We start from the raw sequence: 22,547 nt of genomic DNA, 5'->3' as shown, positions 1-22,547 counted from the left end.
TCATTCGAGTCGCGATTGCGCGCCCGCGTCGAAGACGATGGCCTGAACGATCGTATCGATCGATGCGGGCTTCACGAGTACAGTGTCGAAGCCTTGCCAGTCAGCGTATTCGAGTGACTGTGGAATCATTCCGATGATACGTGCGCGCGAATCGGTCTTGAGGCTTTTGATCGCGTGCACACGCGCCTTGTCGAAGTTGCGTTCTATGTCGACGATAATCGCCGCGATAGGCCCATGTGGCGTCGCATCGTCGAGGCGATGCTTTGAGAGCAAAGTGGTTCTGAATCCGCGCAATCGCAACAGCAGCGCAATCGACTCGCCGACGTGCGCGTTGTTGCCCTGGACGATCACGACGCTCTTGCCTGAGTGCCTCGGCTGTTCTTCGACGATTGCTGCACTGCGTAGCACGGCTTCACTGCTCAACCACAGCAGGCGTGCCTCCTGGTAGGCTTCCAGTGCATTTTGCAGAGTAAGTTCGTCTGTCGACGGATTGGCGGACAGCGCCTGTACACGCGCCTCGGCCGCTTCCAGCCGCCTTAGGGCGTCGTCGAATTCCGCCTTCGTGCCCTTATCCGGCTTGTAAATGCCGCTCATCATCTCTCTCTTTGCTTCTCATCGCCTGGTGCCACACCCACGCGCCGGTAAGTTGCGCCGCCCGGCGAAGGCGGAGCAGGTCGTGTCGCGGCGCGCGCTTCAGTCGTAGTATGTGTCGTTTGCAAAAATCTCGCCTGCGACCGGTCGAAGCCCGGACCTTTGCAATGCAGCATCGACAGGAGCGCAGAAGTGGCACGTAAAAGCGGCGCATTAAAGCGGCGCATAAAAGCGGCCCTGCCGACGTGTCGCCGGCAAGGCGTCGCAGGCGCAACCGCGAGGAAGCGCGATTACTTGCGCAGACGAGAGAAAACAGCGATCAGATCTTCGAGCATCACGGGCTTTTTGAGGTGCGCATCGAAGCCGGCGCGCTGGGCCTGCCTGACATCCGCCTCCTGGCCGTAGCCGCTGAGCGCAATGCAGATCACGGCTTTCATCGCCGGCTCTTCGCGCAGTTTGCCGACGAACTCGAAGCCGTCCATGCCCGGCATGCCGATATCGGACAGCACGATGTCCGGCGCGTCGCCGTTGAGCATCGATAACGCCTCTTCGCCGCTCGTCGCCGTCTGTACGATTGCGCCTTCGCTTTCCAGCAGGAGCTTGAAGGTTTCGACGGTTGCCGCATCGTCGTCGACCATCATCATGCGCAGGCCGCGCAGCGACTCGGCGGCGAGGCCGTTGTCCGCATTCACATGGGCGAGCGTGCGGTGCGTCGGAAGGGTGACCGTGAAGGTCGCGCCGCGGCCGACGCCGTCCGATTCCGCCCGCACCGCGCCGCCGTGCAGGTTCACGAGATCCCTGACCAGCGCGAGACCGATGCCGAGTCCCGCGCGGCGTGCCGTCGGGTCGCGGCTTTGCTTGAACATGTCGAAGATATGCGGCAAAAGCGAAGGCTCGATGCCGATGCCCGTATCGGCCACGCGAAGCACGGCCTCGCCATGTGCGTTGACCTGCAACGACACATCGACGGAACCCCGATGAGTGAACTTCAGCGCGTTGCTGATCAGGTTCCAGACGATCTGTTCGACACGCGTCAGGTCGGCGTGAATGATGACGGGCGTGTCCGTCATCGAGACATTGAGCGTGATGCCGCGCTGGCTTGCGTCGTCCTGAACGGCGTTGCCGACGCGCTGCACGATTTCGCGCATGTCGACGGCCGTGCGCACGACGGACAGCTTGCCCGTGCGCACACGCGAAATATCGAGCAGATCGTCGATGATCTGCGCCTGGCCGATCACGGTGCGCCGGATCGTCTCCGTCGCGCGCGAGATGTTCAGGCTTTGCCGCGTTTCCGGCGCGCGCGCAATCAGCTCGGCGCTTGCGGAAATGAGATTGAGGGGATGCTTGAGCTCGTGCGACACCACGGCGAGAAATTCGTCACGCCGCCGTTGCGCGTCCCGCTCGTTTCCTTCGCGCATCAGTACGGCTTGCGCCCCGGAGCCCGCCGAAGCGGCCTCAGCGGATTGGCCAAGGTCACGGGCGATCTTTGCGAATCCGCTCACGCCGGGCTCGTCCAGCCGCGACAGCACGCCGCTCGCGAAGAAACGCGTTCCATCCTTGCGCACATGCCAGCGTTCCTCGTCGGTCCGACCGTTCAGGCGTGCTTCCGCGAATTCGCGCTGCGCCACGTTATCGGCACGGTCTTCCGGAGTCGAGAGGACATCGGACGATTGACCGACCATTTCCGCTTCGGTGTAGCCGAAGATGCGTTCCGCGCCCGCGTTCCAGCTCGTGATGATGCCGTCGTCGTCGAACGTGATGATCGCGTAGTCCTTAGTGCCCTCGGCCACGATGCGCATGCGCCGCTCGCCTTCGCGCAGCCGGTCTTCCGCCTGCCGGCGGCCCGTGATGTCGATAAAGGAGAGCACCGCGCCGTCGATGCGGTCTTCCGTCGTCCGGTACGGGACGAAGCGCGCGAGATACCAGCGTCCGTCACTGCTTTTCAGTTCGCGTTCGATCAGACGCAGTGAATCGAATGCCTCGGCCGCGTCGTCGGCGAGCTTGTCATATTCGAGCCGGTGCGTGATGTCGAGTAACGAGCGGCCAATGTCGGACGGAATGATGCTGAACACGTCGGTCGCGCGCGGCGTGTAGCGCTTGATGCAGATGTTGCGGTCCACGAAGATCGTGCCGATGTCGTTCGCGGCGATCAGGTTCTGCAAGTCGTCGTTGATCTTGCCCGTTTCCTCGACCTTCGACTTCAGTTCGGCGTTGACGGTCGTCAGTTCTTCGTTGATGGACTGCAGTTCTTCCTTGCTGGTCTCGAGTTCTTCCGTTGCCGAGCGCAATTCTTCGTTGATCGCCTGTAACTCTTCGTTGGAAGCCTTCAACTCTTCCGTCGACGTTTCCGATTGCTCGATCGTCGACTGGAGCTGTTCTTTTGTGCGCTGCAGTTCGCGTTCGAGCTGGCTGATGATCGGGTCTTTCTGCGCATCGCTCGACGCGGTTTCCGCGCCGCTCATGCTGTCTTCGACTTCGTCGAACAGCACCAGCACGAAATCCGCATTGGCCTCGGAATCGTGCACGGGGCGTGCCGTCATGTTGACGAAATACGAACGCCCCTCGCGCTCGATCCGCACGCGCCGCGCCTCCACACTCCGATTAGTGTGCAAGGCCTGATAGATCGCGGTGCGCAGTTCGAGGCGCAGTTCGGATCGCACCACGGCGATGATGTTGTGAGACGGCTCGCCGCCCGAATACTGCAAAAAGCGGCCCGCGCGGTCCGACAGATGGACGATCTCGGAATCGCGGCTGACGAGCACGCTAGGCGGCGCATATTGCTCGACGAGACGTTGATGCAGGTCGCCAAACGAGAAGCGGCGGCGTCCGGGCGGCTGCACCGTCGCGACGACGGGCCGTGCGCTCATTGTTCCCGAGATCGCAACGGGGACGGGCGTATCGCCGCGCACCGCCATGTTCGCGCGATAGATGCGGTTGCGCTTGTCGACGACACTGAACATCGAACTGACGCTGTCGGCGGATTCGGAACTGCCGAGAAAAAGCACGCCGCCTGGACGCAGCGCGAAGTGAAACATTTTCAGAATTTCGATCTGCGCTTCCCGATCGAGGTAGATCAGCAAGTTGCGGCAGCAGATCAGATCGAGCCGCGAGAAGGGCGGGTCGCTCAGCACGTTATGGTGCGCAAACAGCATGTGCTCGCGCAGTTCCTTCTTGACGCGATAATGCGCAGCGTCTTTCGTAAAGAACTGGCGCACGCGGGCAGCCGGCACGTCGGCGAGAATCGAGTCGGGATAGAGACCCGTGCGTGCAAAGGAAATGGCCCGTTCGTCGATATCGGTCGCGAACACCTGGAACGAGTTGCCCTCCGGCGACTTCTGCGAACGCTCCTGCAACAGCATCGCAACGGAATAGGCCTCCTCGCCCGTCGCGCAGCCGACCGACCACACGCGGATGCGATCCTGCTCGCCGCGCCTGTCGAAAAGCTGCGGCAGGACTTCACGCTCCAGCACCTCGAAGGCTTCCTTGTCGCGGAAGAAATTCGTGACGCTGATCAGCATGTCCTGCAACAACGCCTGCGTTTCTTCCGGATGCAGATGGAGGTGGTCGCGATATCCCTGGAGGTCCGTGATGCCGTTGACTTGCATCCGGCGTTCGATCCGGCGCAAAACGGTCGCGCGCTTGTAGTGACGGAAATCGTGTGCCGTGCGCGTGCGCAGGATGATCATGATCTCGCGCAGCGCGCGCTCGGCCGTCTCGTTGATCTGGTCCTCGTAGCGCTCCTCGCTTTCGACGACGGGCAAATGAATTTCCCTCGCAGTCGACCAGAGATCCATCAGCCTTTGCGGCATTTCCGCAGCGGGAAGCACGAAATCGACCATGCCCGTGGCGATTGCGCTTCTCGGCATGCTGTCGTATTCGGCTTCCGCGGGGTCCTGGGCGAGCGTGATGCCGCCCATTTCCTTGACTCTCGACAGGCCGACGGAACCATCCGAACCGGCGCCGGACAGCACGATGCCGATCGCGCGCTCGCGATGGGCTTCGGCAAGCGTCCGGAAGAACAGATCGATGGCGGCCCGGCGGCCTTCCCGGGGCTGATTGGGCGCGACGCGCAGGAAGTCGTCGACCATGGTCAAATCGAGCGACGGCGCGATCAGGTAGACGTGGTCGGGCTGGATCGGCGTGGCGCTCGTCACCTCCAGCACGGGCATGTCCGTCACCTTCTGGAGCAACGAGGCCAGATTGCTTTCGTGATCCGGCGCGAGATGAACGACCACGACGAACGCCATCGACGTATGGGCGGGCAGCGCTTCGAAGAATTCCGTCAACGCATTCAATCCACCCGCCGACGCGCCGATACCGACGATCGGATGATGTGCCTGACTCGGCAGAGCCTGCCCACGTCGTTTCGGCATGTCTGCTTGTCCCTTTGGAAGAATAATAGTGTTCGCCGCCCGCCTCCGGCAGGCGCGTGGACCCTTCGCGCAAAGCCGCCGCGCAATTACTTATTATCCCTCCAACAGCATAGACTGCAAAAGTCCTGCCGCTTCGCCCGCCCGGCGGGCCGTTGCCTCCTCGCGTTTCTGAGCCGCGGCGTCGCCGCGTCTGCGGAATTGCTCGCCCAACGCACGGCACATGATTTCCCGCTCGCGCAGCGCGCGCAGGGCGTCCCGCAGCGAGCGCTCGACATCCCCGACCCGGCCCTGCGCCAGCGACGCGGCCGAGTACGCGTGGCCCGTGTGGCATCTGTAGCGCAACAGGCCGGAATGCTTCAGCTGCCATAACGTGCCGCTGCACTCGGGGCACGTCAGCGTGGATGGTGTCGCGATGCGGCACAGCTCGCCCGGCAAGGGATCGCCCGCAAGCCATGCGCGCTGCTCGGAGGCGGCGGCGGCGCGCGCGGCGGCGCTGCGAATTGCCGGGTCGCCTGCCGAGCGCGCGTCGTGCGCATCCGTTGTTCCGCCCGTCAGTTGGACCAGCCGGCCCGGCATCCGGGCGAGCGGCAGGACGTAGTCCGCAAACGGCGACGCATGCAGCGGCATGTCCTTCGCGAACGCATCGGCGCGGTCCTGGACGATCGTCGCTCCGCCGCACGCCTGAACGGCTTCGAGGCCCGCCGCCCCGTCGTCCAGCAAGCCCGTCAGGATCACGCCGATCACGCGCGTGCCGATTTCGGCGGCGGCACTGCGAAAGAGGGGGTCGATGGCGGGGCGCGCAAAGTTTTCCTTCGCGCCGCGTGAAAGCCGTAATTGGGCGCCGTCGACGGTCATGTGCTGATCCGGCGGCGCAACGTAGATTCTGGCGCGTTGGTATTTTTCGCCGTCTGTCGCGTGCGAGGCTCGCAGCGGTCCGGACTCGCTCAGCAACGACGGCAGGAGGCTGTCGTGCGCGCCCACATGCAGCACGATCGCGAGAGTGGCGGGCAGGTCGCGAGGCAGCCCGGAAACGAGTGTGCGCAGAGCATCGACTCCGCCCGATGACGTGCCTATTGCAATGAAGTCTCGGGGGATCAAATGTGCGCTCCCGTCTGCCTAATCTTCTTAACGTAGCAATTGGCGTGCCGCATCGTGCCAGTTTTGCCTGTTCTTGGCTGGTGCCGTCGCGATCCCGCCGAGAGCCTCGTCACGCTCCGCCGCAACGGAAGCGATCAATCTCAGTCTTCAGGCGGTGGGGCGCGCGGGCGACGCCATTGCCGCCGAGTCGCCGACGCGTGACGATGACCGCTCCGGCAGGCGGCTATCTGTTGTGGGTCGAACTGCCGCACGCGTTCGATTCGAAGCGGCTATACAGAGACGCGTCGACAACGGCATCACGATCGGACCCGCTTACATGTCGTCGAGGTCGGGAAATTCGGAGATTCACTTCGCCTGAATTACAGCTGCGCGTGGTCGCCTGAAATCGAGGGAGCAGTCATCACGCTCGGAAAGCTGGCGTCGCAAAGCGCGACTTTTCGGCGGCACGAAGAACGGCTGACGCAGGCGTTTGCCGTTCGTTGATGCGTGCGCGGTTGCGCTCGCCATCAGAAGAGCATGGGGATTCGACGCGCATCAGCGTCGGCTTCAGAGCGAAGCCGGCCGCCGACGTGAAGAGCGACTTATATGAAGAGCGCTCATGCCCAACGCGAACGCGCGCATTGGACGATCAGTCGCCAAAGTAGGTGTTGCAGTAGCTGACGGGGCCCACGCACGAATTGGCGCCCGTGCTGCGCTTGCGAAACAGACCGCCCGCTTGCGACGTGCCCGAAGTGACACCGCCGTACGACGTGGCAGCGTTATCGCCACCTTGAGCCGTCGTGGCAGACGGGCCGCGCTCGGAAGCGGGCGCGCCGGCGATGGGGTTGTAGTATGGCGCCGGACCGTACCCGCTAGCGAAGACAGGAGCGGATACGAAAGCGGTGGCGGCGAGAAGGGCGGCGGCGACGAATCGGGTTTTCATGGCTGGTACCTCAGAATCAGTTCAGGAATCGAAAGTTCGTTGAACGAATGTGCGTCAACGTTGATGCCAGTCTATAGGCTGAGGCGAAAGAGAATAAGACCTCCGTCGGGAACGCTCACTTGCAGGATTCGCGCGTAATCCGTGGATGGAAATGAAACGCGGCGTGTTGTCGCGACGTGCGTATCCGCACCCGTCGATATCACCGGAACCTGGCAAATCTATTTGCCGCGCCGATCCCTTATTCATGCTTGCGCGCACTTTTAGACTCTCGCCTGTGATCGGCAACGCGGCGCGTGCATTTTCCCGTCAGATTCAGATCGGCATGGTGGGGATCGACGTGCCGAGTCCGGTGCCGCCAGCATGGCATTCGTTCGGGGGCTGGAAGCGTTCGCTGTTCGGCGGCCATCACGCATACGGTGAGGAAGCCGTGCGCTTTTACACGCGCTACAAGAGCGTCATGCAGGGCTGGCCCGACAGCATCGCTAAAGGTGCTGAATTCACGATGCCCGTAGCCAGCCAGGCTGGCACCAGCATCGCTACGCCGCTCATTCATTTCGTTGCGCAATCCCGGCATGAATGAGCGAGCGGCGCAGCGACGCGGGTTTTTATCCGCTAAAGCGTGACCGCTTGTGCGGTTAAGCAGGGGCGAATTTCCCTGAAGCCCATTTACGATCAGAAGCACTGTAATCGAAGACCACAAATATCGAGTAGATCATTACTATCTTTTCAATCGCCCGTTTGCGCTCATCCACCGATGGCTACACTCAATCTAACCATGGTCTGCCGCTTTCATGTGAGGTGAGGGGAAGGCGCACGACCACGATGGTTTGTCCATTGATCCTCCGCCCGGCAAGCGCGTTTCAAAAGCTTGCCGCAATACTTCTGAGCAAAGCTGTTCGTCGACCGATAGCCGTTTGACTGACGATGCCGTCGGAGTCACTTAAGTGTGGCAAACAAAACTGAGTCAGGTTCCGGGAGCGCTGACGGCGAATATAGGTAGAACCTGCGAGTAGTCCCCGATCCGGAATGGCACAGTCTTGTTGGCGAAACTAACCTCGGAGGATAGTTCATGCCAGCTTTTTCGATTATCGTGCCGGCCTACAACATGCAGGATCACCTCGAGGAAGCGCTGGAGAGCATTGCCGGCCAGACCTTTACCAATTTCGAGGCGATTGTCGTCGACGACGGATCGACTGACGCCACGGGCGTGATTGCAAAACGCTTCTGTGCAATGGACTCCCGCTTCAGATATCTCCGCCGGCAGAACGGCGGCTTGTCGGCCGCTCGCAATTCGGGCACTTCAGTCGCGGTCGGAACGTACATTTATTACCTGGATAGCGACGACATCATCGATACAGGTGCATTAAGTACCTGCTATCGGGAACTCACGAATCAGAAAATCGATGTGGTCCTGTTCGAGGGCGAGGTCTTCCCGATCGACTCGCCGATGTACAGGCTCGAAGCAGATTACTTTCAGCGGCCGGTCGGAAACTCTCCGCTATGGTCCGATGATTTCATCATCGAGTCGCTTCGACAGGGACGATATTGCGTACAGGTATGCTGCTTTGTCGCCCGACGCTCGGCGATAGGCGATCTGCGCTTTATAGAAGGGATGGTGTTCGAAGACAATCACTTTTTTGTGTCGCTGTTGCTGGAGAAAAAGCTCAGAGTTTCCGTGCTGCATGACAAGCTATATAAGCGACGGCTCAGGTCAGGCTCTATCATGTTTTCGGCACGAACCCTGCACCATTACGACAGCATGGATCGACTAGTTCGGGAATTGTCGGACTTGTCGTTTTCCGCGCTCAAGTCTCCGGAGCGGGCAACGATTAAAAAAGAAATCGTCGGCAATGCGCTGAGTGATCTGCACTTCGCCAGTTCACTTGTTGGTCCCAACATAAGCTTGCGAAAAAGAAACGTTGCCGCGATGTGGCGTGTCGCGACGCACGTCTCGCCACGGCTGTTCACGCCCAAACGTCTTTTGCTTGCTCTCGTGCCGGAGCTATACAGACTGAAGACGGATGCCTGGCTTCATCGTTGAAGATGCAGCTGAATGCCGCGGCGCCTTCCGATCTTCTACCTGACACTGACACCGCGCGGGCTCCACTGAATCCTGACACGACAGCCCCAACCGCTGCTGCAGGAAAGGTCTCGCGTGTCACTTCGTTGTTCGCGAGCTTGCCCCCGTTCGCCGAGCGAAAGGCTCCCATTCGCGAATTGTAAATTTTCTGGCAGTTGCCGCGATTTTTTCCGGGCAAGGTGTGGTTACAGCGCGCCGATTCCTGATTGCTGCGATTCCTCGTTCGGTGAGGTCCGATTGTCAGCGATCCAATTGCGCAATGCAAAGTTCTGGAATGTTTGGCAATAGCACATAATCATAATGATGGAGATTTACGCATGACGAAGGTTAGGAGATTGATTTGCAAAGCCACTCGAAAGAAGGGCAAGGCGAGACTGATGGCAGGCGTTATATCGACGGCTACCCTCTATTCCATTTCAGCGAGTGCGCAGTCATTGGTAACGTTTTATGGCGTCGTCGATACGGGCATTCGCTACACGACTCACGCAGATCCACAAGGCGATTCAGCCATTCGACTCGCTAACGGCGGCGCGACGGAAAGTCTTTTCGGATTCAAGGGAACGGAAGATCTCGGTGGCGGCACGAAGGCCGTGTTCCAGCTCGAGGACCGGTTTTTCCCGAACTCCGGCGTCACTGATCCGGCCTATCCGTTTTTCAACACGGCATTCGTCGGCCTGCAATCGAATACCTTTGGCAAGTTGACGATGGGGCGTCAGATCAATCCGTTTTCTGATGCGGTGGTGAGCGCCTTCATCACCAATCCGTGGCTGCCGACCTTCTATCAATTCCGGCCGGAAGTCATGATGGCGCAGGGTGTGTGGACCAGCAACATGGTCAAATACGCAGCGCGATGGCAATATCTGACGGCCGAGGTGTCGTATGCATTCGGTGGCAATGCGGGCGCATTCGGTGCGGGCAGTCAGATCGGCGCATCGCTTCTGTACTTGCCGGGTGCGCCATTGCGGCTTGCGGCCGCGTATCTCGATTCGCGTGATGCCGTCAACTCTTCCGCGCACCTCAAATCGTGGACGGCGGGCGGCTCGTATTCGTTCGGAAGCACGACGCTGACGGCCGGCTGGGCCGTGAACCGGCAGGACGCGAACTTTGTCGGCAACTTTCCAAACGGCCCGTTCACGCCTCCCGAACTAACCGCGCTGAAGTTCAATACGTTCAGTTCCCGAAAAATGTACTTTGGCGGGGTGACGCAGCAGGTGGGCGATGCCACTCATCTTTCCGCCAATGTATGGCGCACGATTCAAACGGGAAAGACACAGACGGGCGATGGCAACGCGACGCAGTTCCAGCTGCTTGCGGACTACAACCTGTCGAAGCGCACCGACACTTATCTGGAAGTCGACTACTCACTGTATCGCGGCGGACTGGTGGGAGCCCAGCTTCAGGGCATCAACGCTTTGAGCTCCGCGTTCGGTACGACACAACTGGGCATCATGGCGGGATTGCGGCACCTGTTCTAGGCTGCTGGCAAACGCGGGTGGAGCGATCACGGGCAATCCTGAAAGGACGACAGGATGTTCACCGAACATATTTCGATCCGACCATACCGGAGAGCGATCGCTCCTTTTTCAGCCATGGCCTTGAGTTCCACCGACAGCGTCTGGCGGGTGATGCCGAGCATCATTGCAAGCGTGTCCTGTGAAACGGTCACGTCGGGGCGGCTCTGCGACAACATGGTCACGTCGCCCGACGCCAGCAGCAGCAGGCGCCGGGCAATACGGGCGCGCGTCGAGTAGAGGGTGGCGTCTTCGACCATGCGGTAGAGCCAGTTCATGTGGATAGACTGCAACTCGGCGATCGCCCGGAAGAAAACCTGACTCTTCATGAGTTCGTCAAAAGCCTGATTCCTGACGACGAACAGGCTGGACCGCTCGAGTGCCGCGACATCGCGCAGGCGCGGGTGTCGACTGGCCATGGAGGTCTGTCCAAACCAGTTGCCCGGCTCGAGGACGGCAAGAATCGCTTCCTTTCCGTCTTCGCGCAGCGTGAAGGCCTTTAGCTTTCCGCTCTTGAGCCCAAAGAAGCCGTTTGGCAAATCGCCTCGGCGAAACAGATATTCGCCGGCGTGCAGCGTAATCGTCTCGCATCGGCGTATCAGAGCTTCTTGCGCGGATGGAGGCAAAGAGCTGAACCACAGGTTCGTTCGCATCGCTTCGGACATGTCCGTCATGAGCGCCATACTCTCCTTTCAAATCGAAACCGTAGGCTTGACGAAAGCTTCAGCGCTTCGATTCCGGCAGCGCCTTCCCACGCCACATTGTCGCCAGGCGGCTGCCTGGTGTGGCTCCCCTGTTCAGGGGATATTGCTTCCCCCAAAACAACCCGATGATGGTCTCACTCGGGATGCACCGTGCGCGACACCCATCGACGGACCTGCGCCCGCCCGATCCACCCCCGACTTCAGGAGACACCGATGCTGGATGCCGTGCACGACTCGACGTCATCTCCCTACGCCTATCCGCTACTGATCAAGCAGCTGCTGCACACGCCGTTCGTTCAGGCGCCCGATCAGGAAATCGTCTACCGCGGCGAGGTGCGGATGACCTATGCGACGCTGCGGGAGCGCATCGCGCGGCTCGCCAGCGGCCTGCACCAGCTGGGCGTGCGCCACGGCATCACGGTGGCCGTGATGGACTGGGACAGTCATCGCTATCTGGAGTCGTACTTTGCGGTTCCGATGATGGGCGCCGTGCTTCAGACGGTCAACGTGCGGCTGTCGCATGCGGAGATCGCGTACACGATCAACCACGCGGGCGCCGAGGTGCTGTTCGTCCATACCGACTTTCTGCCCGTGGTCGAAGCGATCAGGGACCAGCTTGAAACGGTCCGCACTTTCGTCTGGATCGACGAACCAGGCAGCGATGCGTGCGCGCACGCGATCCCGTTCGCGACGGAATACGAGCGGATGCTGGCGGCGAGTGCAACCCGCTACGACTTTCCCGACTTCGACGAAAACACCCGCGCCACCACGTTCTACACGACGGGAACGACGGGCTTGCCCAAGGGCGTCTACTTCTCACATCGGCAACTGGTCCTGCACACGATCACGTTGATGGCGGCATTGTCGAGCCCCGTATCGGGCCAGCGTTTTCATCGCGGCGACGTCTATATGCCGCTCACGCCGATGTTCCATGTGCACGCGTGGGGCATGCCCTATATCGCGACGGTGCTGGGCGTGAAGCAGGTCTATCCGGGCCGTTATGTGCCCGAGCGTCTCGCGCAACTCGTGCGCGACGAAGGCGTCACGTTTTCGCACTGCGTCAGCACGATCCTGCACATGCTGCTCTCGTGCGACGAAGCAAAGCATGTGGACTTCAGCAAATGGAAGATCGTGATCGGCGGCGGCGCGTTGCCGCATGGGCTTGCACGCGCCGCGCTCGATCGCGGCATCGATGTATTCGCAGGCTACGGCATGTCGGAAACGTGCCCCGTCCTGAGCCTCGCGCAGCTTCAGCCGGGCACGGAACCGCTCGATCTCGATGAAGAAGTGCGCTTGCGCTGCAAGACGGGCTTTCCAGTGCCGCTCGTCGATTTGCGCATCGTCAACGAACACATGGAAGACGTCGCGCACGACGGCAAGGCGTACGGTGAGATCGTCGTGCGCACGCCGTGGCTCACGCAGGGCTATCTGAACAATCCGCAAGCGTCCGCGCAGCTATGGGCAGGCGGCTATCTGCATACGCAGGACATCGCGAACATCGACACGACGGGCAACGTCCAGATCACCGATCGCATCAAGGACGTCATCAAGTCGGGCGGCGAGTGGATTTCTTCGCTCGAAATCGAAAGCCTGATTTCGCTGCATCCGGGTGTCGCGGAAGTCGCCGTGATCGGCATCAGGGATGAGAAATGGGGCGAACGTCCCGTTGCCCTCGTGGTGCTCAAGCAGAACGCGGAAGTCACCGAGGACGACATCAAGCAGCATGTGCTGGGTTTCAGCAAGACGGGGCAAATCTCGAAGTACGCCGTCCCGCAGACCGTCAGGTTCGTCGACGCGCTGCGGAAGACGAGTGTCGGCAAGACGAACAAGAAGTGGTTGCGCGAGCAGTTCGCCTGACCTGAACCATCACGAGGAGCAAAAACGATGAGCATCAAGGATTACAGCATCGCCACGATCGAGCGCTTCGTTGGCCAGGAACTGGGTGTGTCGGACTGGGTCGCCGTCGATCAGGCGCGCATCGACGCCTTCGCAGCGTGCACGGGCGACAGTCAATGGATCCACGTCGACGTCGAGCGCGCAACACGGGAGAGCCCATTCGGCGGCACGATCGCGCATGGCTACCTGACGCTTTCGCTGCTGGCGGCGCTCACGATGGAGATCGGCCTCATTCCCGAGGATGCGTCGGCGGGCTTGAACTACGGACTGGACAAGGTGCGCTTCATGACACCCGTCAAGGCAGGCGCGCGAGTGAGAAACCGCGTGACGCTGATATCGGCGGAAAAGAAAGAGGGCGGCCGGATCATCGTGAAGACGATGAACGAATTGCAGGTCGAGGGCGAACAAAAACCGGCGCTGATCGCCGAGTCGCTCGCGATGCTGGTCGCGTGAGCACCGGCAACTGCGCTGATGAAAATGGACATGGAGACGGAGCGGCAAGATGGCGGCAATCGATAGGAACAAAGCGGAAAGCACGGCGCGCGGCGAACAGCCGGACGACATCGCAGCATCGGCTGCGGACGGCATGCTGGGACCGAATCCGTTCGTCGGGCTGCGTCCGCGCGACATTCTCGCAACGGTGCAGCAGATCGGCGTGCAGGCGCTGCGTCAACCCGCGCTCGTCGTGGAGCAGGAGGCGGCACTCGCGCGCGATCTGCTGGCCGTCATCGGCGGCAGCGCGGATTGCAAACCGCCGCAAGGCGACAAGCGCTTCACCGATCCCGCGTGGCAGGACAATTCGATGTATCGCATCACGATGCAAAGTTATGTCGCCTGGCGCAATGCGCTGACGGGATTCGTGGACCGTTCCGCGCTCGATGCAAAGACGAAGGAACGCGCGCAGTTCGTGCTGTCGCTCTTCACGGATGCCGTATCGCCGACGAACACGCTGCTCGGCAATCCGGCCGCGCTCAAGAAGGTCATCGATTCGGGCGGCGCGAGTTTGCTCGGCGGCGTGCGCAACCTCATGACGGACATGCTGCAAAATCAGGGCATGCCCGCGCAGGTCGACAAGATGGCGTTCAAGGTAGGCGAGAATCTCGGCACGTCGCCGGGCGCGGTGGTGTTTCGCAACGAAGTACTCGAGCTGATCCAGTACACGCCCGCAACGGAGCATGTGTACGCGCGCCCGCAATTGATCGTGCCGCCGCAGATCAACAAGTTCTACGTATTCGATCTGTCTGAAGGCAAGAGTATCGTCGACTACCTGGTGAAGAGCGAGTTTCAGGTGTTTGTCGTAAGCTGGCGCAACCCGACTGCGGCGCAAAGTCACTGGGATCTCGATACCTATGTTGCCGCGCTGCTCGAAGCGATCACGGCCGTGCGCGACATCACGGGCAGCGACGACGTCAATCTGCATGGCGCCTGCTCGGGCGCGATGACGATGTCGGCGCTGCTCGGCCACCTCGCAAGCCGTGGCGACAACAGCGTGCATGCGGCGACGCTGATGGTCGCCGTGCTCGACAACACGGCGGACTCGCAACTGGGTCTCTTCGCCACCCCCGAAGCCATCGCGGCTGCGAAGCAGCACAGCACGTCGAAGGGCGTGCTGGCCGGCGAAGAAATGGGCCGGGTGTTCGCGTGGATGAGGCCCAACGATCTCGTCTGGAACTACTGGGTCAACAACTATCTGCTCGGCAAGGCGCCGCCCGCATTCGACATCCTCTACTGGAACAACGATGCGACTCGTCTGCCCGCGCGTCTTCATGGGCAACTGCTCGATATCTTCACGGGCAATCTGTTCAGCAAGCCTCGGGCGCTGACAGTGCTGGGCACGCCGATCGACCTTGCCGAAGTGACTTGCGACAAATATGTCGTCGCGGGCATGACGGATCACATTACGCCGTGGAAGGGCGTGTACAACACGGCGCGCGCATTCGGCGGCGACACGCGCTTCGTGTTGAGTTCGAGCGGCCATATCCAGAGCCTGATCAACCCGCCGGGCAACCCGAAGGCGAAATTCTTCCTCAATCCCGAACTGCCCGCCAATGCCGACGCGTGGCTTGCCAATGCAAAGGCCGACAAGGACTCGTGGTGGAGCAACTGGTGCACGTGGCTCGCCGAGCGTTCCGGCGAGCGCCGTCCCGCCCCGGCTTCTGTCGGCAACGAGCGGCATCAGGCTGGCGTGAAGGCGCCGGGAACTTATGTTCTGCAAGCATGACGCTCCACGTTGACGGCATCAATGCAGAACGGCCACTTTTCTAACGCAGTCCCTATGGAGCAGCAATGATGGATTCGACCAGCACGAACAGCATTTTCGCGGAGTACAAGAAGCTCATTGGACAGTTCAAGCTGCCCGGCGTCGACATGAGTGCGATTCTCGAATCGCGCCGCAAGGATATCGAGGCGATCGCGGAGGCCAATACGACCGCGCTTGCAGGCGTGCAGTCGCTGGCACAGAAGCAGTCGGATATTCTCCGCACGACACTGGGCGAATTGCAGGCATTCTTCACGCGAGTCACGCAGTCGGGCGGCCCGAACGCAGGCACCTCCGCCGAAGTCGCCAAACAGGCGCTGCACAAGGCTCTCGTCGATATGCAGGAACTGGCGGACACGGCTTACCGTGCGCAATCGGACAGCGTCGCCGTGGTCACGAAGCGCGTCGCCGAGCACGTCGAGGAACTGAAGGCGCTTCTTCAGCCGAAGAAGTAGTGCGGCACAGCGCGTGCGACACGCCGGTGCGTCGAATGCACACCCATCCATAAGACAGGGAAAATAGAAATGCACATGAGCCCCGAGTCTGCTTGCAGCATGCAAATCCAGATGATCGATCTGGATGGTCAGACGTTGCGTGTCGCAACGTGCCGGGGCAGCGACGCTTCGCCGCCGCTGCTCATCTTCAACGGGATCGGCGCGAATCTCGAACTGGTCGAGCCGTTCGTGACGGCGCTCGACGATGTGAGCGTGATCATCTTCGACATTCCCGGCGTCGGTGGTTCGCCCGCGCCTGTCGTGCCGTATCGTTTTTCGACGCTGTCGGTGCTGACGGACAAGCTGCTGTCGCGCCTCGGCTATGACGGCGCCGTCGATGTGCTCGGCGTTTCGTGGGGCGGCGCGCTCGCGCAGCAGTTCGCGCGTCTTTATCCGCGACGCTGCCGCCGGTTGATTCTCGCAGCAACGTCGCCGGGCGTCGTGATGGTGCCGGGCAAGCTGTCGGTGCTGTCGAAGCTGATCGGGCCGCGCCGCTACACCGATCCCGCTTACCTGCAGGAGGTCGGGGCCGACATCTACGGCGGCGCTTACCGCCGCAACCCGGCGCTGCTCAAGGAACACAGCCGGCATATTCAGCCGCCGCGCGGACGCGGCTACCTGTATCAGCTGCTGGCCGTATCGGGCTGGACGAGTCTGCCGTGGCTCGGCGCATTGCGCCAGCCGACACTGGTGATGCACGGTAGCGATGACCCGATCGTGCCGCTGTCCAATGCGAAGATTCTTGCCGCGCGCATTCGCGACGCGACGCTTTATGTGATCGACGACGGTCACCTGTTTCTCATCTCGCGTGCCAATGACGTTGCGCCTGTCGTGCGCAGGTTTCTGCGGCAGGAGGCGAGTTGAGTTCCCTGGCCGGCGATGACGGCGCGCGGCGCTTGCCTGTCGACGCACGCGCGCACGACAACGCACGAGGCCTCGCGCGCATGCGCCGGGCGGCGCTCGGTCTGCTCGTCCTGATGGGCGTGTTGCTGTGTGCGTGCGTCGTGTGGCAGGCGGGTCACGCGTGGCTTGCGTGGCCGCGCGCGTTCGCGGAGGCTGGCATGGCGGGCGCGCTAGCCGACTGGTTTGCGGTCGTCGCGCTGTTTCGTCATCCGCTGGGTTTGCGGCTGCCACACACGGCCATCATTGCGCGCAACCAGCAGCGCATTGCGGAGAGCCTCGGCAACTTCATCGAGGAGAATTTCTTGCGGCCGGAATTGATCATCGGCAGGCTGGGCACGCACAATGCGGCGCAGGCGCTCGCGCGTTGGCTGGCGCAACCTGTCAACAGCCGTGGCGTTGCCGCTGTGATCGCGGACTCGCTCGCGGGACTGCTCGACGGCATGGACGAAGCGGACGTCGCGTGGTTTTTCGACCGCATTGTGCTGCCGCAATTGCGCACGCTCGATATTGCCGCCGTGGCCGGCAATATGCTCGACGTGCTGACGGATGGCGGCCGCCATCAGCCGTTTCTGGACCACGGGCTCGCGGCGCTGGAAAGGTGGCTGGCCGCGAACGCGGACATGATCAAGGTCAAGTTCAGCGAAGCATCGAGGTATACGCCTGCGCCGCTCGACGCGTATATCGTCAGGAAGTTTATCGAGGGCATTCTCGCGCTGCTCCATGAAGTGGCGGCAAGCCCCGACCACGCGCTACGCCGTCAGTTCGATGAAGCCTTGCGGACTCTGGCCGTGCAGTTGCGGACGTCGGCCATGCATCGACGCCTCGGCAAGTCGTTGCTGCGCGACTGCATTCGCTACTTCCGACGTGCGAACGGGCCTCGCGCACTGCTCGATTGCGTGCGCACGCGCGCGCTCGCCGATCTCGGCCGCGAGCAATCGGCCGTGCGTGACGGGCTGATGCGAACGTTGGGATCGCTCGGCAAGCGCATCGGTGATGAGCCTTCGATCCAGCGAAAGCTCAACGCCTGGTGGCTCGCGCTCGCACATGAACTCGTCGTGCGCTATCGACACCTGTTGCCCGCATTGATCACCGAGATCGTGAAGAGCTGGAACGCAGACGAGGTGAGCCGGAAGATCGAGACGGAAATCGGTCGCGACCTGCAGTATGTGCGGATCAACGGCACGTTCGTGGGCGGCCTGGTCGGCGTGCTGATTCACGCCGCCACGATCGCCGCCGCCTGACGGCACGCATTGCGTCAGCCCGACGCAACGAGGCCCAGTGCCTGCGCGCGAGCAACGGCCTGCGCGCGCTTGTCGACCTCGAGCTTCACGAAGATATTCTTGATATGGGTCTTGACGGTCTCAGGTGCGATTCCGAGCGTGCGCGCGATCTCCTTGTTCGATTGCCCTTGAGCAATCAGCTCGACGATGCCGCGTTCCCTTGCGCTCAACGGCTCGCGCACGGTGTCGCGCTCGGGCTGCGCATCGGGCTCGTACATCACGCGCCAGCCATCCAGCAGGCGGTCGATATACGCGAGGGTGTCTTTCGCCTTTGAAGTGGCGCACGTGTCGTCACGGGCCGCCTGCAGGAGCGCTCCGATTTCCACGCCCTGGTCGAAAATCGAGCGATGGATTTCATGATTGGCGTTCAACACGTCGCGAAAGATTTCGACGGCGCGCGCCCGTTCGCCCGCACGCAGCCAGACGAACGCAAGCACGGTGCGCAGGCGCAGCGCGAGATAGTCGTTATGCCGGCTTTCGACGCTACGCAACGCGGACGTCAGCGATCCGACGGCTTCCTCTGTGCGGTTTTGCGTCATCGCCAGCGATGCCACTGCGATCGCGCGGAAAGTGTCGATCTCCGGCGACACCGGTTTCGAAGCGGCGGCCCGCGTGTCCACCAGCTGATCCAGTTGCGCGACGGATGCCGACGCTTCCGTGATCCTGCCTTCCCTGAGATAAAGACGTGTGCGCTCCACGAGGACGCCCGCAATCATCCGGTCCCAGCGGCGCGTGTGGCCGAGAGCTTGTGCATGGTCGAGCAGCGCATGGGCCTGCGCGAAGTTGGCGCGCGCGATCGCGACCCGCACGAGCACCCGATAAGCGAAGAAGGTGCTGTCGAGCAGAACGGCCAGGTCGATGACGGGCATCAGGTCGGCGAGCAGCGCTTCGGCCTCGTCGAGGCGTCCCTGTTCGTACCAGATCTGCGCGATCATCGGCGTGCATAGCGCGGCCGCGATGGACTTCGGGCCTGAATGCCGTTCCGCGAGCTGGATCGACTCGGTGAAGTAGCGCTCCGCGAGGACGAAGTGCATCTGCTGCATCTCCGCGTGACCGACGAGGCACAGCCGGTAGACGGACGCGAACACGTTGCGCTGGTCTTCTTCGATCGAATAGGGAATCCACGGTGTCGCGTACAAGGCTCCGAGGTTGCCCGCTTTCCAGTGCCCGAAGCGCACGACGTTGGACGCCACGTTGGTAGTCCAGCTATCAGTGGACGGATACTCGAGACAGCCTTGCGCCATCTTGAGCGCGCGCGGCGCGTCGTCCTGCAGCCCGGCCACCACCGAGCGGATCGCCTGGCATTCCCAGCGGATGTTCGCGGCGTTCCTGTCCGTGCCTGTCCCGGCATCACGCTCGATATCATCGAGCATCGCCAGCGCTTCGTCGAAACGCATCGCGAGCGCCATTCCCCATGCGATCGCGAGCGTGATCTTCACTTGCCCGCGCATCAAATGCGCGGGGAACTGGCGCTGCCAGCCGAGCAGCGTGAGCAGGTCGCCTTTCGTGACGAGCGTCATCGCGCAGTTTCCCACCAGCGAGACGGCGTGCTTCGTGTCGCCGGCTGCAAGGGCGTGCTTGACCGCGTCCGTCCATTGTTTTTGCCCCGCGTACCACTCGCAAGCCCGGCGGTGCAGGTCGGCCACTTCATCGCGATGCTGGGTTTCGAGCCGCCGCAGCAGGTATTCGCCCATCAGATGGTGATAGCGAAACCAGTACCCTTCGATGTCGAGCGGTTCGAGCAGCAACTGGCGCGCGGAAATCGTGTCCAGCATGCGCTGCTCGTCGGCAATGCCCGTCACGGCTTTGCACAGCGGCGCGCAGAGGCGATCGAGTATCGACGTGCGCAGCATGAAGCCGACCATTTCAGCCGGCAGGCGCTCTAGCATGTCCTCCAGATAGGCGGCGAATGGTCTTGAAGCGCCCGACGGCGCGTTCACCCCTTGAGCGGCTTTGCCTTCGTCACGCGATAGCACCGACGCGCAAATGCGCAGCGCAGCCGCCCAGCCTTCCGTGCGCGCGAACAGCGACTTGATGCCGGCGGCGTGTATCGCGCCGGGGCATTCGTGCTCGACGAAGCTGCGGGTTTCGTCCAGGTTGAAGCGCAGCGCCGTGGCATCGATCTCGAGCAGGTCGTTTTTCGCGCGCAGCCGTCCGAGCGGCAGCGGCGGCTCGGTGCGCGTAAAGAGCACGACATGCACGTTCGACGGGATATTCGTGATGAAGTACGACAGCGCGTCGTGAATCGCGGGCAGGCTGATCAGGTGATAGTCGTCGATGAACAGATACAACTCGTCGTCGACCTCGACCAGTTCATTGATCAGCGTCGACACGATCGACTGCGGGGGCACGAGCGGCGCCTCGGTGGTCATGCTGATCGCGGCCGCGCCGACGCTCAGGCAGGCACTGCGCAATGCCTGCGCCAGATGATGGAAGAAACGTGCGGATTCATCGTCGTCGGAGTCGAGAGAAAGCCACGCGATGAAGGCCCCGCTTGCGGCCAGCCGGTTCAGCCATGTGAGCGCGAGCGACGTCTTGCCGAACCCGGCAGGCGCCTTGACGACCGTGAGCCGCTTGCTCTCCGCCTTGTCGGCGAGCGCGATGAGGCGAGGCCGGTCGATCAATCCGGCGGGCAGGCGTGGCGGGCAAACCTTGGTGGCGAGGAAAAGCGGCGGGCTGCTGATGGGCATCTCTTCTGTCACGTGCATCGGCTGCTCCTGGCGTTCGGGTTGACCCTGGCTGCCATTCCGTTCCAGTATGGCGATCGACGTCACGCATGAAATGATACGCCCATCCCATTCAACGGTGTCAGATCGCCCTGGTCGTGCGCTATGTGGCGTGGCGCACAGTCGCAGCGCGCAATCGAATGACTATATAGCCTTTCGACAGGCATTGTTTGCGACAATCGAATCGCGTCCGGCTAGATCAATCGACGGGCATGGAGGGGAGAGAATGAGTCAATTGATAGCCGATTTGTCCGACGCGCGCGACGCAGCTCGCGCTCAATACAAGATTCACATCATTGAGTCGTTGGATGCTTTCAAAGGCGTACGCCGCAAGTGGGAGCAACTGGAGGCTGCGTCTGAAGCGCATTCGCTGTGCCAGACCTATCAATACTGCGAACTGGCTGCGGCCCGTGCGATTGCCAAAGGTGGACGCGTTGCCGTCGCGATGGTGTACGACGATGCCGGTTTGCAGGCGATCTGGCCGCTTGCGATTCATCGTCGGGGCATCCTGCGTATCGCGAACGTGATGACGTGCGGCAACCACGAGGAGTACGGCGGGCCGCTCATGGGAGGCCGCGCGACGGGCGCCCGTGCTGGCCGAATGTATTCACGCCGTCATGCAGGTTCCAGCCGATGTCCTCGAAATTCCGTTTGTTCAGGATGGCAGCCCGTTACAGCAGGCGCTCGAATCGGCACCGCAATCGTGGGTGCTGCGGCTGCTGCCAGGCAGATTGACCGAGGTGCCCGGTTACTCGATAGACCTGCGCGGGTTCGACGCGTGGGACGACTTCGTACGCACGCGCTCGCAATCTCTTCGACGCAATCTGCGGCGTTATGGAAAGGGGCTCAGTTCGGCGGGTTGCGCGGAATTCGGATGGTGCAGATCGATCGACGATGCCGTGTCGGTTCTGACGTGGCTCTTTGCCAATAAGCGTCGCTGGGCCGAGGCGCGGGGCCTGGAGGCAGAGTACCTGATGGACAACGAGGTGAGGGATTTCTTCATCGAGCTTGCTCGCCGGACGGATCTGTCGACCGTTCCGCTCGTTACCTTCATAAAGATGGATGGCGTGCCGATCGCTGCGTCGCTCAACGTCGTCGGACCCCGAACGCTTGAATACTGGATGTTCACCTATGACGAAGCCTACAGCAACTATTCCGTCGGCAATCTGCTGACGGAATTCGTTGCAAGGTGGGCGCACGCCAATAATCGGGATCTCGATTTGGGCGTTTTCTTCAACGAGTACAAGACCTATTGGGTGAATCGCGAAACAAGCCACCAGACGCGTATTGTTGTTGTTAGCGCGCGTGGCCGCTTGCTCGAAATCCGGCTGCTGTTCTACAAGACGTATCGCGTGATGAGTAGAAGAATCGCTGCTGTTCTCGGAAATTTGCAGGCAAGAAATCTTCTACCTTTCAGATTAAAAGACAACGCTTAAAGGGAGCAGTTCATCGGTGCACTTTCTTTCGGTGTGCAGTCGCGATGCCGCCTCTCGTCGAATCGCATTCGTGCGAATACGAATAGAAGATGAGGCGCACGTCTTCCAAAGAATCGCTCCTTTCCCGACGTGAAGAGACGGGCGCGGGGGGAACACGCTTGCGCCCTTCGCAGGCTGGCTGAATTGCAGTCGAAGGCCGGCGATCGGCGCCGGGCCTTCGCACGTTGCCCGGTTCAATAGACGTGAGTGCTTCAAATGGCTTTCACACGTCCAATG

The 22,547-nt window shown here is 61.6% G+C and carries 16 protein-coding genes and 1 pseudogene; 10 read left to right on the top strand and 7 right to left on the bottom strand.

Translation table 11 applies throughout. The features are described 5' to 3' along the window. The 4 genes from J8I87_RS02170 to J8I87_RS02155 all read right to left on the bottom strand — a co-directional run bounded on the left by J8I87_RS02170 (window position 1) and on the right by J8I87_RS02155 (window position 6,984). Window positions 1-597: a hypothetical protein gene (locus J8I87_RS02170; protein ID WP_209929805.1), complete on the bottom strand. Its 597-nt coding sequence runs from the start codon at window positions 595-597 to the stop codon at window positions 1-3. Between the two features lie 284 nt (window positions 598-881). Next, a complete protein-coding gene (locus J8I87_RS02165) occupies window positions 882-4,964 on the bottom strand; it encodes a CheR family methyltransferase (protein WP_209929804.1) in 4,083 nt (1,360 codons plus the stop codon). Between the two features lie 93 nt (window positions 4,965-5,057). Beyond that, window positions 5,058-6,062 (bottom strand): chemotaxis protein CheB, encoded by a 1,005-nt coding sequence (locus J8I87_RS02160; RefSeq protein WP_209929803.1) that lies wholly within the window; start codon window positions 6,060-6,062, stop codon window positions 5,058-5,060. A gap of 628 nt (window positions 6,063-6,690) precedes the next feature. Continuing rightward, window positions 6,691-6,984, bottom strand: a complete 294-nt coding sequence (locus J8I87_RS02155; RefSeq protein ID WP_209929802.1) for a hypothetical protein — start codon at window positions 6,982-6,984, stop codon at window positions 6,691-6,693. A gap of 280 nt (window positions 6,985-7,264) precedes the next feature. Here J8I87_RS02155 and J8I87_RS02150 point away from each other — a divergent pair. From J8I87_RS02150 to J8I87_RS02140, 3 genes and pseudogenes are all read left to right on the top strand, one after another. Further along, window positions 7,265-7,498, top strand: a pseudogene (locus tag J8I87_RS02150) (aldehyde dehydrogenase family protein); the annotation flags it as partial. Window positions 7,499-8,053: 555 nt separating this feature from the next. After that, entirely contained in the window at window positions 8,054-9,025 is a 972-nt protein-coding gene (locus J8I87_RS02145; RefSeq protein WP_209929801.1) for a glycosyltransferase family 2 protein, read from the top strand. A gap of 416 nt (window positions 9,026-9,441) precedes the next feature. After that, entirely contained in the window at window positions 9,442-10,539 is a 1,098-nt protein-coding gene (locus tag J8I87_RS02140) for a porin (RefSeq protein WP_245253648.1), read from the top strand. Window positions 10,540-10,565: 26 nt separating this feature from the next. On the opposite strand, the gene J8I87_RS02135 is transcribed toward J8I87_RS02140, so the two are convergent. Continuing rightward, window positions 10,566-11,249, bottom strand: coding sequence for a Crp/Fnr family transcriptional regulator (locus J8I87_RS02135; RefSeq protein ID WP_245253647.1), 684 nt, complete (start codon window positions 11,247-11,249; stop codon window positions 10,566-10,568). 243 nt (window positions 11,250-11,492) lie between these two features. On the opposite strand from J8I87_RS02135, the gene J8I87_RS02130 reads away from it, so the two are divergent. From J8I87_RS02130 to J8I87_RS02105, 6 genes are all read left to right on the top strand, one after another. Continuing rightward, window positions 11,493-13,136, top strand: coding sequence for a fatty acid--CoA ligase (locus J8I87_RS02130; protein ID WP_209929799.1), 1,644 nt, complete (start codon window positions 11,493-11,495; stop codon window positions 13,134-13,136). A gap of 27 nt (window positions 13,137-13,163) precedes the next feature. After that, on the top strand, window positions 13,164-13,628 hold the full coding sequence (locus J8I87_RS02125; RefSeq protein WP_209929798.1) for a MaoC family dehydratase: 465 nt from the start codon (window positions 13,164-13,166) through the stop codon (window positions 13,626-13,628). 49 nt (window positions 13,629-13,677) lie between these two features. Continuing rightward, window positions 13,678-15,396: an alpha/beta fold hydrolase gene (locus J8I87_RS02120; protein ID WP_209929797.1), complete on the top strand. Its 1,719-nt coding sequence runs from the start codon at window positions 13,678-13,680 to the stop codon at window positions 15,394-15,396. A gap of 68 nt (window positions 15,397-15,464) precedes the next feature. Next, on the top strand, window positions 15,465-15,887 hold the full coding sequence (locus J8I87_RS02115) for a phasin family protein (protein ID WP_209929953.1): 423 nt from the start codon (window positions 15,465-15,467) through the stop codon (window positions 15,885-15,887). A gap of 69 nt (window positions 15,888-15,956) precedes the next feature. Continuing rightward, on the top strand, window positions 15,957-16,790 hold the full coding sequence (phaZ, locus tag J8I87_RS02110; RefSeq protein WP_209929796.1) for a poly(3-hydroxyalkanoate) depolymerase: 834 nt from the start codon (window positions 15,957-15,959) through the stop codon (window positions 16,788-16,790). After that, the gene (locus tag J8I87_RS02105) at window positions 16,787-18,070 is read left to right on the top strand and encodes a DUF445 domain-containing protein (protein WP_245253646.1); all 1,284 of its coding nucleotides are present in this window, start codon (window positions 16,787-16,789) and stop codon (window positions 18,068-18,070) included. The genes phaZ and J8I87_RS02105 overlap by 4 nt, the downstream gene beginning before the upstream one ends. Window positions 18,071-18,084: 14 nt before the next feature. Here the strand turns inward: J8I87_RS02105 and J8I87_RS02100 are convergent, their stop codons facing one another. Next, window positions 18,085-20,817, bottom strand: a complete 2,733-nt coding sequence (locus J8I87_RS02100; protein WP_209929795.1) for a LuxR C-terminal-related transcriptional regulator — start codon at window positions 20,815-20,817, stop codon at window positions 18,085-18,087. A 217-nt stretch (window positions 20,818-21,034) separates the two neighbouring features. Then, entirely contained in the window at window positions 21,035-21,331 is a 297-nt protein-coding gene (locus tag J8I87_RS44410; RefSeq protein WP_245253645.1) for a hypothetical protein, read from the bottom strand. A 94-nt stretch (window positions 21,332-21,425) separates the two neighbouring features. Between J8I87_RS44410 and J8I87_RS02095 the strand changes: the two genes are divergently transcribed. After that, window positions 21,426-22,271: a GNAT family N-acetyltransferase gene (locus J8I87_RS02095; protein ID WP_313063658.1), complete on the top strand. Its 846-nt coding sequence runs from the start codon at window positions 21,426-21,428 to the stop codon at window positions 22,269-22,271. The last annotated feature ends 276 nt before the right edge of the window (window positions 22,272-22,547 follow it).

The organism is Paraburkholderia sp. LEh10 (assembly GCF_017814945.1).
In the GTDB taxonomy this organism is placed as follows: domain Bacteria; phylum Pseudomonadota; class Gammaproteobacteria; order Burkholderiales; family Burkholderiaceae; genus Paraburkholderia.
This window is presented reverse-complemented; position numbering and strand designations above follow the sequence as displayed.